Here is a 14,279-nt window from a genome sequence, read left to right on the forward strand (position 1 = left end):
CCGGTGGTGCGCGACCCGATACGCGACTCAGTGCGCCGGCACCGTCGGCCAGCGCGTGCGCAGCGGTACGCCGGCCCGGGCGAGCAGGGCGGTCGACGCGCGGGCGGCGAAGGTGCGCAGGGCCCGCTCGTCGACGGTGACGCACGTGTGGTCGCGGACCACGACCCGGCCGCCGATCAGCACGTCGCGCACCGAGCGGCCGTCCGAGGACCACACCAGCTGTTGGGCGATGTCGCCGCGCGGGGTCCACTGCGGGCCGGTGGCGTCGTGCACCACCAGGTCGGCGTACTTGCCGGGTTCGAGCGAGCCGATGCGATCGGCCATGCCGACCGCCTCGGCGCCGCCGATGGTGGCCAACTCCAGCGCCTCGGCGGCGCCGAGGACGGTGGGGTCGATCGCCATGTCCTTGGCCAGGCCCACCGCGAGCGCCGCGGCGCGCAGCAGATCGGCCGAGTCGGCGGCGTTGCCCGCGTCGGTGCCCAGCGCGAGCCGGCCGCCGCGGCGCGAGAAATCGGCGTGCCGCCCGGCGTGCGTGACGCCCTGGCCCAGCCGCAGATAGGCCCACGGGCAGTAGGCGACCGCGGTACGGTCCGCCAACAACGCCTCGACCTCGGCGTCGTCCAGCCAGACCGCGTGGGCGAGCAGCAGGTGCGGGCCCAGCACACCCAACTCGGCCAGGTGCAGCACGGGCCGGCGCCCGGTGCGGCGCAGGTAGTCGTCGGGGTCGGCGCTCGACGGGGACAGGTGCATCGTCATCCGGGCGCCGGTGTCGCGGGCCAGGTCGGCGGCGCCGGTGAGCAGTTCGTCCGAGGCCAGGCCGTGGCCGACCAGGGTGACCCAGCCCTCGACCGAGCCTCCGGCCGGGTAGGCGGCGACCAGTTCGCCGAGCCGATCCAGCACCTCGGCCGCCGGTGCGGCGAACGGTGCGCCGGGCACGTCCCAGCCCCATGCCCCGATGCCGCCGCGCACGCCGACCTCGGTCATCGCGGCGGCCACCCGATGCGGGTGGGCCACCGTGCCCGCCTCGATGATCGTGGTGACGCCGTTGCGCACGCTCTCCACGCCGGCGAGCAGTGCGGACAGTTCGTCGTCGTCGGGTCGATGCGCCGCGTGCAGCGGCACCGCCCAGGTGTCGACGGCGGCGCCCGGCGGCAGGTCGTCCGGTATTCGGGCGCGGGCCAGCGGATCGCCGGTCTGGTGCAGGTGTGCGTTCACCATGCCCGGTGTGACGACGCAGTCGCTCGCGTCCCACTCGGGCGTGCCCGGCCAGCGGGCCCGCAGCTCGCCGGTGGCGCCGACGGCGAGGATGCGCTCGCCCGCGACGGCGACCGTGCCGCCCAACAGCACCTCGCGGCGCGCGTTCATGGTGACCACGTCACCGCCGACGACCAACAGGTCGGGCCGCGTCGGCCCGGCGCCGCTCACGTTGCTCTCACCTGCGAACTCACCATGTCCGGGGACACTAGGCCCGGCGCCGTCCGCAGGCATCGTGGCCGGGAGCACAATCAAGTGGGCTCAGTACATGCCGGGGACACAATGCGAGCACAGGGCGGCGAGGGCAAACCTGAACCGGTGCCGTGTCGGGCGAGGCTTACCAGGTTGCGGCGCCCGGCACGGCGTATCCGGCTCGAAGGTCCGTCCGCCGCGTCCAGGGAGTTGCCGCATGTCCGACACCACCAGCAGCGAGCCGCGCATCCGTGCCGAGTGGCTGCGCCCGGACCCGTACCCGCAGCTGATCGACGGGCGCGAGTCGTTCGACGGCGAGCGGCGGCCGGTGTTCGACCCCTCGACCGGTGGGCAACCCGCCTCCTACCTGGCGGCGAGCGACGCCGAGGTCGAGGCGGCGATCTCGGCTGCGCGCACCAGCTTCGACGCCGGGGTGTGGCGGCGCATGCCGGGCCCGCGCAAGGCCGAGGTGCTGGAGGCGGTGGCCGCGGCGATCCGCGCGGACGCCGGCCGGCTGGCCGCACTGGAGGCGATGGACACGGGCAAGGCGATCTCCGGGGCGCTGACCAACGACGTGTACGAGGCGGCCAACGCCTTCTCCTACGCCGCGGCGATCTGTCGCACCACGCACGGCGACGTGCGACGTTCGTCCTTCCCGCCGGATCTGCTGCCCGGCGGCGGCCCGGACCTGCTGACCCTGCGGCTGCGCGAGCCGGCCGGCGTGGTGGCCGAGTTGTTGCCGTGGAACGGGCCGCTGATGACGGGCAGCCAGCGGATCGCCTCGGCGCTCGCGGCGGGCTGCTCGATCGTGGCCAAGCCGCCGGTGGACGCGGTGGTGACGCTGGTCGAACTGGGCCGGATCCTGACCGCCGCCGGGCTGCCGGCGGGGGTGGTGAACATCGTGCTGGGCCCGGGCTCGACGGTCGGCGAGCGGCTGATCACCGACAGGCGGTTCGACCTGATCAGCCTGACCGGCGGCACCGAGACCGGCCGCCACGTGCTGGCCGCCGCCGCCCGCAACCTGACCCCGGTGCATCTGGAACTGGGCGGCAAGTCGCCGGTCGTGGTGTTCGCCGACGCCGACCTGGACCAGGCGGTGGGCTGGGCGATGATGGCCGCGTTCGTGAACATGGGCGAGGTGTGCGTCGCGGGCAGTCGGCTGCTGGTCGAGGAGTCGGTGTACGAGCAGGTGGTGGAGGCGGTCGCGGCGGCGGCGGCCACGCTGCCGGTGGGCGACGCGCTGCACCCGGACACCTTCATCGGGCCCCTGATCAACGAGCGGCACGCGGACCGGGTCCGCGGTTTCGTGAGCCGGGCACTGGACGCGGGCGACGCCTCCCTGGTCGGTACACCGGGCCTTGCGGACGGACTCCTGCCGACCTATGTCGCGCCGACCGTGCTGGGCGGGGTGCGGCGCGGCTGCGAGGTGGAGCAGGAGGAGGTGTTCGGGCCGGTGCTGGCCGCGATGCCCTTCCGCGACGAGGCCGAGGCGATCGCGCTGGCCAACGGGACCCGGTACGGCCTCAACGGCACGGTGTTCACCCGCGACATTGAGCGCGCGTTCCGCTTCTCGGACGCGCTGGACTGCGGTGAGGTCAACGTGAACTGCCATTTCGCGCCGGACATGAACGGCGGACGCGGCGAGCCGCGCCGGGCCAGCGGGTTCGCCCGGACCGGCGTGGACGCGTACACCCGTACCAAGGCGGTGAACGTCCAGGTGCACAGCGGGTGAAGCGTGGGGTTGTGCTGGGGGACCAATGACCACACCTGACCGAGCTTCATACCTTCTGATTGTCAGACCAACAGCCTGACCCACACCCTGAGGAGGCCCGATCGTGGCCGTTACCGGGATGAACCACGCGGTGCTGTACGTGCGCGACGCACACCGGACCGCCCGGTTCTACAACGAGGTGCTGGACTTCATCACCGTCATCGACGGCCCGCCCGGCAGCTACGTCTTCATGCGGGCGCCGGCCTCGGAGAACCACCACGACATCGCGTTCTTCACCATCGGTGCCGAGGCGGGCGACTCCCAGGCCGGCCGGCGCACCGTGGGCATGTACCACGTGGCGTGGGAGGTGCCCACGCTCGACGCGCTGGCCGAGGCCCGCGAACGCCTCACGGCGGCGGGCGCGTTGATCGGCGCGAGCGACCACGGCGCGAACAAGAGCCTGTACGCCAAGGACCCCGACGGCCTCGAATTCGAGGTCATGTGGCTGGTCCCGCCCGCGTATTGGGGCGACGAGGAGCACGAGGCGATCATCCGGCCGCTGGACCTGGACGCGGAACGCGAGCGCTTCGCGTCCCTGGCGGACGCGTAGTGCCCCTGCGGGCACCGGGGGACCGGATCCGCTTCGCCAAGGTCGCGCGCCGCACGATCTCCGAGGAGGTCCGCGACGCACTCCTGGCGAGCGTGCGCGAGGGCGAACTGCGCCCGGGCGCCCAACTGCCCCCGGAACGTACCCTGTGCGAGCAGTTCGGGGTGGCCCGCACCTCGGTGCGCGAGGCCATCCAGGGACTCGTCTCGCTCGGTTGCCTGGTCAAGCGCGGCAACCGGTTCTACGTCGCCGAGCGCCTGCCCGGAGTGTCCTTCGACGCGGACGACGGCCGCAAGCTGCGCGTCTCGGAACTGTTCGAGGTACGCCAGGTCACCGAGGTGGCCATCGCCCGCCTCGCCGCCATCCGCGCCGCACCCGACGAGCGGGCCGAGATCGGCGAACTCGCGGCCGGCTTCGATCCACAGATGACCCTGGAGGCGTTCCGCCGCCAGGACCGCCGCTTCCACGCGGCGCTGGCCCGCGCGTGTGGCAACACCACGCTGCGCGAGCTGTACGCGAAGGTGCTCGACGCGGTATTCGCGTCCGGCGACTTCGCCTCGCTCCTCGACGCGGAGGGCAACGCCGAGGCGGTCCGCCAAGTGATCGCCGAGTCCTGCCGCTCGCACCGCGGCATCGCCGACGCGGTCGCGGCCGGCATCCCGGACGCCGCCGCGCGCGCCGCCGCCGACCATCTCGGCGAGGTGGAGCGGCAGATGACCGCTCGGATGTTCTAGTGCCGCGCGCGCCCCGGGCCGGTCCGCCGGATCGGCCGCGGGTCGGTCCGCCCGAGGAACCATTGCGCGAATCAACCGGAGAGGACGGCCGTGACATGAGCGACGTACAACGTGTGTGGGCCTTCGACGACAGCGAGTTCGTCGAGGTCAAGCCCGGATTCCGGCGCCGGGTCTACACCGGCGACGAGATGATGCTGACCCTGTGGCGGATCCGCGAGGGCTGCGGACCCACCCCCTACGACGACCATCCCGAGCACGAGCAGTACGGCATGGTGCTCAAGGGCAGGCTCGACTTCCGGATCGACTCGGACGAGCGGCAGGTGCTCGGCCCGGGCGACGTCTACTGGGCGCCCAAGGGCTGCGACCACGGGGACAGCCTGTTCATCGGCGACCCCGAGCACGGCGAGACCTGGATCCTGGACATCTTCACCCCGCCGCGCGACGAATACCGCAACGGCTGACCCATCGCATCACCCGCGATCTCGCGTAGTGCCTCGCCGCGGGACCGCATGCTCGGCAACTCCGCACCACTGTCGGACGGTCGCGCGCGCCGCAGGCGCCGCGCACCGACCCCCACCCGCCTCCGGGCCGGAATCCCCGGCACAACCGGAACGGGTCCCTCCGCCGGACCGACATCCACCCCGGCCGCGGCACCGCACACCCGAACCAGGCACGCCCACCGTGCCCGTCCGGGTTGCCGCGCATCCGTCGGTCCGTGTCGAACCAACGCGCCCTGATTCGTCTGGAGACCTTCCGATGAAGAACATGGTTCGAGTCATCGCGGCCTCGGTCATCATACCGGGACTGCTGGTCACCGCCTGTGGCGGTGGCTCCTCCTCCTCTTCCGCCTCCGCCGGTGCGCCCGCCTCGGCCGGTGCGCCCGGCGCCGGCACCCTCCCCGCCAACGAGCCCGACGTCAACAAGGACAAGAAGGTCGTCATCGGGGTGATGAGCCCCGGCGACACCAAGGACAAGGGCTATTACCAGAGCTTCGTCGACGAGGCGAACGGCTATGCCGACGCCAACGGGTGGAAGCTCGTCGTGGTCGACAAGATCAACCCGGCCAACGCCGTCCAGCAGGCCCGCAACCTGTGTCGGCAGAAGGTCGACATGATCGCGATCGGCGCCAGCGAACTCAAGGACGCGCTCAGCGCGGCCAAGGAACCGCAGTGCAAGGGCATCGCCTGGTACATCAGCGGCGGCCAGGGCGTGACCCAGACCCCCGAGTTCACCCAGTCCCTCGACTACATCAACGAGTCGCTGTACGTGGCCGGTTACGCGGCCGGCCTGATCCTCAAGGAGAACGGCGGCAAGAAGGCCGGCTACATCACCGGCCCCGACCTGCAGTTCGCCCGGGACGTGGCCAAGGCCTTCGAGGCCGGAATCAAGAAGGTCGTCCCGGACGCCGAGATGGTGCAGACCTTCACCGGCGACTTCAACGACTCCGGCAAAGCCAAGGAGGCCGCCCAGGCGCAGATCAGCCAGGGCGTCAAGGTGATCTACCCCTACCTCGGCGGCGCCACCGACGTGGTCACCCAACTCGCCAACGAGAAGGGCGTGCCCGCGCTCACCCCCGGCACCGACCGCTGCTCGACGCCCGGCGCGCAGTACGCGGTGTCGGTGATCTTCAGCCCCGGCGCCTACTTCGCCGGCGCCCTGGAGGACTTCAAGAAGGGCACCCTGCGGATGGGCGTGGCCCGCGAATGGCACCTGGGCAAGGACCCGGTGCCCACGGTCAAGCTCTGCAAGCCCACCGGCGACCAGGAGCAGCAGCTCAAGGCACTGATCCAGGACATCGGCAGCGGGAAGGTGAAGGTCGATGAGGCCGTCGCCGCAGGCAAGTGACACGGTCGTGACCGCACCCGACCCGCGACCCCGGGCCGACGACGAGCACCCGGCCGCGCCGTCCGTGCTCCCCGTCCCCGTCGTGCAACTGCTCGGCATCGGCAAGCGGTTCGGCGCGGTGCGGGCGTGCGAGGACGTCTCCTTGCGGGTGCAGGCCGGCGAGATCCACGGCCTGCTCGGCGAGAACGGCGCCGGCAAGAGCACCCTGATGAAGATCCTGCTGGGCCTGGTCGTTCCGGACACCGGACGAATCCTGCTGCGCGGCGAACCCGCCACGATCGCCGACCCCTCGGCCGCCGCGGCACACGGAATCTCCATGGTGCACCAGCACTTCAGCCTGGTGGACCGACTCAGCGTGTGGGAGAACGTGGTGCTCGGCGACCGGGGCCGGGTGGATCGGGATCGGGCCCGGGCACTGGTGCGCGAAGTCGGCGAACGCTACGGCCTGGAGGTGGACCCCGACGCGTGCGTCGAGGACCTGTCCACCGGGCAGCGGCAACGCGTCGAGATCGTCAAGTGCCTGCGCCGCGACCCCGGCGTGCTCATCCTCGACGAGCCGACCTCGGTGCTCACCCTGGAGGAGTCGCGCGAACTGTTCACCGTGCTGCGCCGGGTGGTCGCCGACGAGGGCAAGGCGGTGATCCTGATCAGCCACAAGCTGGACGAGATCGTGCACGCCACCGACCGGGTCACCATCATGCGCCAGGGGCGGGTGGTGGCCCGCCGGGCCACCGCCGACACCGATGTACGCTCCCTGGCCCGGGAGATGGTCGGCCGCGAACTGTCCAAGTGGACCGCCGCGTCGGCGGTCGGCGCACTGGACGCGCTGATCGAGCCCGGCACCGGCACGCCGACCGGCGGCACCGCACTGCTGGACGTGCGCGAACCGGCCGCCGCGCCCGCCCCGGATCCCAGGCCGCCGGCCGGCGAGGTACGGCTGCGGATCAGCGATGCGCACGCGAGCACCGCGGACCGGCGTCCGCTGCTGCGCGGACTGACCCTGGAGGTGCGCGCCGGCGAGATCCTGGGCCTGGCCGGTGTCGAGGGCAACGGCCAGGCGGCGCTGGGCGATCTGCTCTCCAGCCTGCTTCCGCTCAGTGCCGGTCGGGTGGAGGTGTGCGGTGCGCCGGTGGCCGCCGGCCGACCCGGCGCGATGCACGCCGCCGGAGTGGGCATCGTGCCCGAGGACCGACACGTGTCCGGTTGTGTCCTGGACATGAGCGTCGCGGAGAACCTGGTCCTGGCGGACCTGGGCTCGGTGACCAGCAGGGGACTGCTCAGCCGGCGCCGAATGGCGGCGCGGGCACGGGAGTTGATCGAGGAATTCGAGATCGCCACCCCCTCGCCGGACACCCCGATGCGACAACTGTCCGGCGGCAACCAGCAAAAGGTGGTGCTGGCCCGCGAACTCGCGGCCCAGCCCAGGGTATTGGTCGCCGCGCAGCCGACCCGGGGCCTGGACATCGGCGCGATCGAGTACATGACCGAACGGCTGCACGCCGCGGCCCGATCCGGCATCGCGGTCCTGCTCCTGTCCACCGAACTGGGGGAGATCCTCACCCTCTCGCACCGCGTCGCGGTCATCCACCGGGGCGCCGTCGTCGGTGAGATGGACCGCGCCGACGTCGACACCGAGCGACTGGGCCTGCTGATGGGAGGCCAGGCGGCATGACCCCGACCCTGATATCCGAGCGCGCACCGGCCGTCGCCGCACCGCCGGCCGGCCCGCGTCGCCGGCTCCGGATCGCCGACCCGCGCACCCCACTGCTGTACGCGGCGTCGTTGTCCACCGCACTCGTCCTGGCCGGCCTGCTCATCGCGCTGGTCGGCCAATCCCCCTGGGACGCGGCGAGCGCGATGTACGACGGCAGCCTGGCCGACGGCGCGGCCATCGGGCAGAGCATCGACCAGGCCGCACCCCTGCTCCTGGTCGCGATCGGCTCGGTGATCGCCGCCCGCGCCGGCATCTTCAACATCGGCCAGGAGGGCCAACTCCTGGTCGGCGCGGCCGTGGGCGCCGCGATCGCGCTGTTCACCCCGGGCCCCGGCCCGCTGGTCCTGATGCTGGCCCTGCTCGGCGCCGCCGTCGGCGGCGCCCTGTGGGCGGCCGTCGCGGCCCTGCTCTTCTACTGGCGCGGCGTCGCGGTGGTGATCAGCACCCTGCTCCTGATCTTCGTGGCGAACCAGGCCGTGTCGTACGCGGTCAACTCGCCGTCGCTGCTGCGCGAGAAGGCGGTGGCCGGCCAGGTCACCACATCGCAGACGGACATGCTGGCCGAGTCGGTCTGGCTGCCCCGGATCGGCGAATACCCCGACTTCAACATCGGCGCGGGCATCTTCATCGCCCTCGTGCTCGCCGTGGGTACCTCGGTGGTGCTGGTGCGCAGCCGGCTCGGCTTCCGGGTGCGGATGCTCGGTCTCAACCCCAAGGCGGCACACCGGGCCGGCGTCGGCGCGGTGCTGATCGGCGGCGGCGCGCTGCTCGCCTCCGGCGCGTTCGCCGGCCTCGCGGGCGGGGTGATGCTCACCGGCAGCGGCCACCGGATGCAGGACGGCTTCGCCGACAACGTCGGCTTCGACGGCCTGTTGGTGGCGCTGGTGGCCCGGGACAAGCCGATGCTGGCCGTGCCCGTCGCGCTGTTCTTCGGCGCGCTGCGCGCGGGCGGCGGATTCCTGTCCGCGACCGGCGTACCGCGCTACATCGTCGCCGTGGTCACCGCGCTCCTGGTGCTGGCCACGGTCTTTCCCGCCGCCTACGCCGAGGTGCGCCGCCGGCGTACCGCAGGCGCCTGAGACCAGGAGGTTGACATGATCGACGACCTTGCCATGGTCCTGGCCAGTTCGGTCCGACTCACCGTGCCGCTGGCCTTCGCGGCCTGTGGCGAATACATCGCCGAACGGGCCGGCACGATCAACATCTCGGTCGAGGCGATGATGCTCGGCGGTGCGTTCAACGCCGTGTGGGGCGCCTCGTTGACCGGATCCGCCTCCTTCGGCCTGGTCTTCGGCATGCTCGCCGGACTGGTCATCGGGTTCGCACACGCCGAGTTCAGCCATCGCCTGTCGGTCAACACCTACGTGGTCGGGCTGGCCCTGAACGCGCTCGTGCTCGGCCTGACCAGCTTCCTGCTGGACTCGGTCGACCTGACCGGGCATCAGGTCGACGCGCTGAACATCCCCGTCCTGTCCGACCTGCCGCTGCTCGGGCCGGTGCTGTTCGCCCATCGCTGGCCCGCCTACCTGCTGGTCGGCGTGATCCCGCTGGTGTGGTGGCTGGTCCAGCGCAGCCGGTTCGGCCTGGAACTGCGCGCCGCCGGGGAGAATCCCCAATCGGCCGACGTGACCGGGATCGACGTACTCCGCCGGCGCCGGCAGAGCGTGCTGCTGTGCGGCGTGCTGGCCGGACTGGGCGGCGCCTATCTCGCGGTCGGCGAAGTCGGCGCCTTCAACCAGAACATGACCGCCGGCCGCGGCTACGTGGTGATCGCGGCGGTGATCTTCGGCGGCTGGAAGCTGCGCGGAACGATGGTGGGTTGTCTGGTGTTCGGCGCGGCCGACGCGATGCGGCTGGCGCTGCCCGCGCTGGGCGTACACCTGAACTCGCAGCTGCTGATCGCCGCGCCCTACCTGTTGGCGCTGCTGGCGATGATGTTCCTGGCCAAGACACACCGCCAACCCGCCGCTCTCGGCTCGCCGTTCGTCCGGGGGATCGTATGAGGGCCGTCCTGCACCGAGGACACGGCGGCCCGGAGATCCTGGAGCGGGTGTCCCTGCCCGATCCCGAACCGGGGCCCGGCGAGGTGCTGATCGCGGTCCGGGCCGCCGCGGTGAACCGGCTCGACCTGTTGCAGCGGCGCGGGCCCGGCCTGCTGCCACACTTCACCCTCCCGCACGTGCCCGGTATGGACGTCGCGGGTGACGTGCTGGCCGTGGGCCCGGGCGTGCACGAACGCCGGGTGGGCGAGCGGGTGTTGGTGAATCCGGCGCTGCACTGCGGGCGTTGCGCGGCATGCCGGTCGGGCGACGACGCATGGTGTGCGGCGCTGCGCGTGGTCGGCGGAAACCGGCCGGGCGGCTATGCCGAGTTGACGGTGGTGCCCGCCGATCGCACCCACCCGATCCCGGCCGGGCTGGACCACGTGGCCGCGGCGAGCCTGCCCACCGCGTACGGCATGGCCTGGCAGGGCCTGGTCGTGCGCGGCGGCCTGCGGGCCGGTGAGACGCTGATGGTGCACGGCGCGGGCAGCGGGATCAGCATCGCGGCGGTGCAACTGGCCCGGGCGTTGGGCGCGCGCGTGCTGGTCACCTCCGGCTCGCGGGCCAAACTGGACCGGATGGCCGAGTCGGGGGCCGACGTGCTGATCGACACCGGCACCTCGGACCTGGTCAACCGGGCCCGGGCGGCGACCGGCGGGGCCGGCGTCGATCTGGTGCTCGACCACGTCGGCCCGGCGCTGTTCCAGGCGTCGCTGCATGCGCTGCGGCCGCGCGGCCGGTTGGTCTTCTGCGGCGACACCACCGGCACCGCGGCGACCTTCGACCTGCCGCATGCCTTCCACACCGGGATCACCCTGCTGGGCGCCGGCTCGTGCGGGGCGGCGGACTTCGCCGCGATGGTCGACTTCTGCCTCGCTCGCGCCCTGATCCCGGTCCCGGACACGACCTATCCGCTCGCGGATGCCGCCCAGGCACACCGCCGGTTGGCGAGCGGCGCCGCATTCGGCAAGGTCACGCTGCTGCCCGGCAGTTCCGCATGAGCCCCGCCGAGGCCCTGCTCGTGCTCGTGGCGGGCCTCGGCGCGGGCACGGTCAACACCGTGGTGGGTTCGGGCTCGTTGCTGACGTTCCCCGTGCTGCTGGCACTGGGCTACCCGCCGGTGGTGGCCAACGTGTCCAACACGATCGGACTCACCCCCGGCTCGATCACCGGCGCACTCGGCTACCGTCTCGAACTCGCCGCCCAGTCCGCTCGGTTGCTCCCCCTGTCGATCGCCGCCGTGCTGGGCGGCACAACCGGCGGCCTCCTCCTGCTCACCCTCCCCCCGGGCGCCTTCCGCGCGGCCGTCCCGGCCCTGATCCTCCTCGCCGCCCTCCTGATGGCCGCCCAACCGTGGTTGTCACGCCGACTGGCCCTACGTCGCGACCACCAGACGGAGGCCAACCGCGACACCCCCATCCCCCCGCCGCTGCGTCGCGCCGGCCACACACCCCCGAACCCCGACCCCAACCCCGATGAGCCACAGGCGAGTCCGGAGCCCGGCGTCGCCGCCGTCCCGGCGCGCCCACACCGCGTCCGGCCGGCGAGCGCGGAGGCCGGCACCGCCGTCGGCCCGGCAGGACGGCTTGGCGTGCGTCGGGAACGGGAGCCGGGCGCCGCGCCCGACAGCGGCATCGACCTGCCGCACCGGCCGGGCACACATGGCGAAAAGCAGGCAGGCCCGGATCCCGGCGTCACCGCCGGTACGGCGCACCCACACCGCGATCGGCAGGCGGGCACGGAGCCCTGCACCGCCGTCGGCCCGGCCGGCCGGCCGGGCGTGTGGGGCAAGCCACAGGCGGCTCCGGAACCCGCCGTCGCCGTCGGCCGGGTGTGCCGGCGGGGCATGCGTCGCGAGCGGCAGGCGGAGACCGCCCGCGCGAGCGGTGTCGGTCCGGTGCTGCTCGGGGCGGTGTTCACGGTCAGCGTGTACGGCGGGTACTTCGGCGCCGCTCAGGGCGTGCTCCTGCTCGCGCTGCTCGCCATCGTGCTCGACGAGGACCTGAACCTGCTCAACGGACTGAAGAACCTGCTCCAGGCGCTGGTCAACCTGGTCGCCGCGGTGCTGTTCGCGATCACCGCCGAAGTGGCCTGGCTCCCGGTGCTGTTGCTTGCCCTCGGCTCGGTGGCGGGCGGCCGCCTGGGCGCAGTCCTCGGCCGCCGAGTGCCCGCACCGGTCCTACGCGCCCTGGTCGTGGTGATCGGCACGACAGTCGGTATCGCCCTACTGGTCACATAGCCCGCCACCCACCCCGAAGCGCCCCCTCGGCCACCCAACCCCCTGCCCACCACCACACGTCCCGCACTCCCGCCCCACCAGCCCGCCCGTCCCGCCGTTCCTCCCCATCCTTCCCGCCGGCCCAGCACGATTTCCCGTCCCGCCCACTCCACCCATACGCACCCGTCCCGCCCACCCGATTCGTCCGTGTCCCTCGGCCCCGTGCGCTCCATTCGGCCGTGCCACCCGTTCCCGTCCCTTCGCCCGCCCCTCCCGCGAACTCGTCCCGTCCGCCCGCCTTCGTCCCGGCCTCGCTTGCGCACGCCGATCGACCCGCTCGCCTCTGCCGCGCCAACCCGTTCCCGCCGTCCACTTGCCAACCCTGCCCACCGCGCCCGCCCCCTCCCGCTCGCATCGCCCGAGCGCCCGACCCGCCCGCCTTCGTCCCGGCCCCGCCCGCTCACGCCACCCAGCCCGCTCGACTCGCCCGCCCCGCCCTGCCTTGCCCCCTCCCGCTCGCATCACCCGAGCGCCCGACCCGCCCGCCTTCGTCCCGGCCCCGCCCGCTCACGCCGCCCAACCCGGTCGACTCGCCCGCCCCGCCCCGCTCGTCCGTCCGCCAGGCCCGTCCGTCCGCCCGTCCCGTCCACACCGAAAGAAGGACTCCCATGTTGCGTTGGCTCACCGCAGGTGAATCGCATGGTCCCGCGCTCACCGCCGTTCTGGAGGGGTTGCCCGCCGGGGTGGAGATCTCCTCCGGCGACTTGGCCCGGGCGCTGGCCCGGCGTCGGCTGGGCAACGGGCGCGGAGCGCGGATGCGCTTCGAGCGCGACGAGGTCGAGTTCAACGGCGGGGTCCGACACGGGCTCACCCAGGGCGGCCCGGTCGCGCTGCGGGTGGCCAACACCGAATGGGCCAAGTGGGCCGAGGTGATGGCCCCCGACCCCACCGACGCCGACGGTCGGCGCTACGACGAGCCGGGCCGGCTCCCGGACCGCGGGCGCGGCGCCGCGCTGACCCGGCCCAGGCCCGGGCACGCCGACCTCGCGGGCATGCAGAAGTACGGCTTCGACGACATCCGCCCGGTACTGGAGCGGGCCAGCGCGCGGGAGACGGCGGCGCGGGTGGCCATCGGCGAGGTCGCGCGCGCGTTCCTGGCCCAGACGCTGGGCGTGGAGATCCTCAGCCACGTGGTGCGGATCGGCGCGGTCGCGCTGCCCGATGCCCTGGTGCCCGAACCCGGCAGCGCGGACGCGATCGACGCCGACCCGGTGCGCTGCGTCGACCCGGAAACCGCCGCCGCGATGAACGCCGAGATCGAGGCCGCACACAAGGACGCCGACACGCTGGGCGGCGTGGTCGAGGTGGTGGTCTACGGGCTGCCGCCGGGTCTGGGCAGCCACGTGCACTGGGATCGGCGCCTGGACGCCCGCCTGGCCGCCGCGCTGATGGGCATCCAGGCGATCAAGGGGGTCGAGGTCGGCGACGGCTTCACCACCGCGACCCGGCGCGGCTCGGTCGCCCACGACGAGATCACCCCGGTCGCCCCCGGTCGGCCCGGCCCCGCCCGGGTGCGCCGCGAGACCGGTCGCGCGGGCGGCATCGAGGGCGGGATGACCTCCGGCGAACTCCTGCGGGTACGCGCCGCGATGAAACCGATCTCCACCCTGTCCCGGGCGCTGGCCACGTTCGATGTGCGCACCGGCGATCCGGCGAAGGCGATCGCGCAGCGCAGCGACGTGTGTTCGGTGCCCGCGACCGGCGTGGTCGCCGAGGCGATGGTCGCGCTGGTGCTCGCGGACGCGATGCTGGAGAAGTTCGGCGGGGACAACGTGGCCGAGACCCGCCGCAACGCGCGGGCGTACCTCGCGGCGCTGCCGGTGACCGTCGCCGACGCGTGAGCGCGGATGCCGAGCCGACGCCGAACACGGTCGATGGGCTCCGGGGCGATCGCCCCGGAGC

The 14,279-nt window shown here is 73.0% G+C and carries 12 protein-coding genes; 11 read left to right on the forward strand and 1 reads right to left on the reverse strand.

Translation table 11 applies throughout. The features are described from left to right. Positions 1–27 precede the first annotated feature (27 nt). On the reverse strand, positions 28–1,425 hold the full coding sequence (locus ACFZBU_RS44395) for an amidohydrolase family protein (RefSeq protein ID WP_391589508.1): 1,398 nt from the start codon (positions 1,423–1,425) through the stop codon (positions 28–30). Positions 1,426–1,663: 238 nt separating this feature from the next. Here ACFZBU_RS44395 and ACFZBU_RS44400 point away from each other — a divergent pair, with 238 nt between their 5' ends. From ACFZBU_RS44400 to aroC, 11 genes are all read left to right on the forward strand, one after another. Beyond that, on the forward strand, positions 1,664–3,178 hold the full coding sequence (locus ACFZBU_RS44400; protein WP_391589509.1) for an aldehyde dehydrogenase family protein: 1,515 nt from the start codon (positions 1,664–1,666) through the stop codon (positions 3,176–3,178). A 103-nt stretch (positions 3,179–3,281) separates the two neighbouring features. Further along, a complete protein-coding gene (locus ACFZBU_RS44405) occupies positions 3,282–3,767 on the forward strand; it encodes a VOC family protein (RefSeq protein WP_391589510.1) in 486 nt (161 codons plus the stop codon). Next, a complete protein-coding gene (locus ACFZBU_RS44410; RefSeq protein ID WP_391589511.1) occupies positions 3,767–4,498 on the forward strand; it encodes a FadR/GntR family transcriptional regulator in 732 nt (243 codons plus the stop codon). The genes ACFZBU_RS44405 and ACFZBU_RS44410 overlap by 1 nt, the downstream gene beginning before the upstream one ends. 95 nt (positions 4,499–4,593) lie before the next feature. After that, the gene (locus ACFZBU_RS44415; protein WP_020553735.1) at positions 4,594–4,959 is read left to right on the forward strand and encodes a cupin domain-containing protein; all 366 of its coding nucleotides are present in this window, start codon (positions 4,594–4,596) and stop codon (positions 4,957–4,959) included. 304 nt (positions 4,960–5,263) lie between these two features. Further along, entirely contained in the window at positions 5,264–6,343 is a 1,080-nt protein-coding gene (locus ACFZBU_RS44420) for a BMP family ABC transporter substrate-binding protein (RefSeq protein ID WP_391589512.1), read from the forward strand. Between the two features lie 7 nt (positions 6,344–6,350). After that, entirely contained in the window at positions 6,351–8,015 is a 1,665-nt protein-coding gene (locus tag ACFZBU_RS44425) for an ABC transporter ATP-binding protein (RefSeq protein WP_391589513.1), read from the forward strand. Beyond that, on the forward strand, positions 8,012–9,136 hold the full coding sequence (locus ACFZBU_RS44430; protein ID WP_391589514.1) for an ABC transporter permease: 1,125 nt from the start codon (positions 8,012–8,014) through the stop codon (positions 9,134–9,136). The genes ACFZBU_RS44425 and ACFZBU_RS44430 overlap by 4 nt, the downstream gene beginning before the upstream one ends. A gap of 15 nt (positions 9,137–9,151) precedes the next feature. Then, on the forward strand, positions 9,152–10,060 hold the full coding sequence (locus ACFZBU_RS44435) for an ABC transporter permease (RefSeq protein ID WP_391589515.1): 909 nt from the start codon (positions 9,152–9,154) through the stop codon (positions 10,058–10,060). Continuing rightward, entirely contained in the window at positions 10,057–11,100 is a 1,044-nt protein-coding gene (locus ACFZBU_RS44440) for a zinc-binding dehydrogenase (RefSeq protein WP_391589516.1), read from the forward strand. The genes ACFZBU_RS44435 and ACFZBU_RS44440 overlap by 4 nt, the downstream gene beginning before the upstream one ends. Then, entirely contained in the window at positions 11,097–12,338 is a 1,242-nt protein-coding gene (locus tag ACFZBU_RS44445) for a TSUP family transporter (protein ID WP_391589517.1), read from the forward strand. Before ACFZBU_RS44440 ends, ACFZBU_RS44445 begins: the two co-directional genes overlap by 4 nt. 647 nt (positions 12,339–12,985) lie before the next feature. Then, a complete protein-coding gene (gene aroC, locus ACFZBU_RS44450) occupies positions 12,986–14,218 on the forward strand; it encodes a chorismate synthase (protein ID WP_391589518.1) in 1,233 nt (410 codons plus the stop codon). Positions 14,219–14,279: the final 61 nt, after the last annotated feature.

This window comes from Embleya sp. NPDC008237, assembly GCF_042956465.1.
Taxonomy (GTDB): domain Bacteria; phylum Actinomycetota; class Actinomycetes; order Streptomycetales; family Streptomycetaceae; genus Embleya.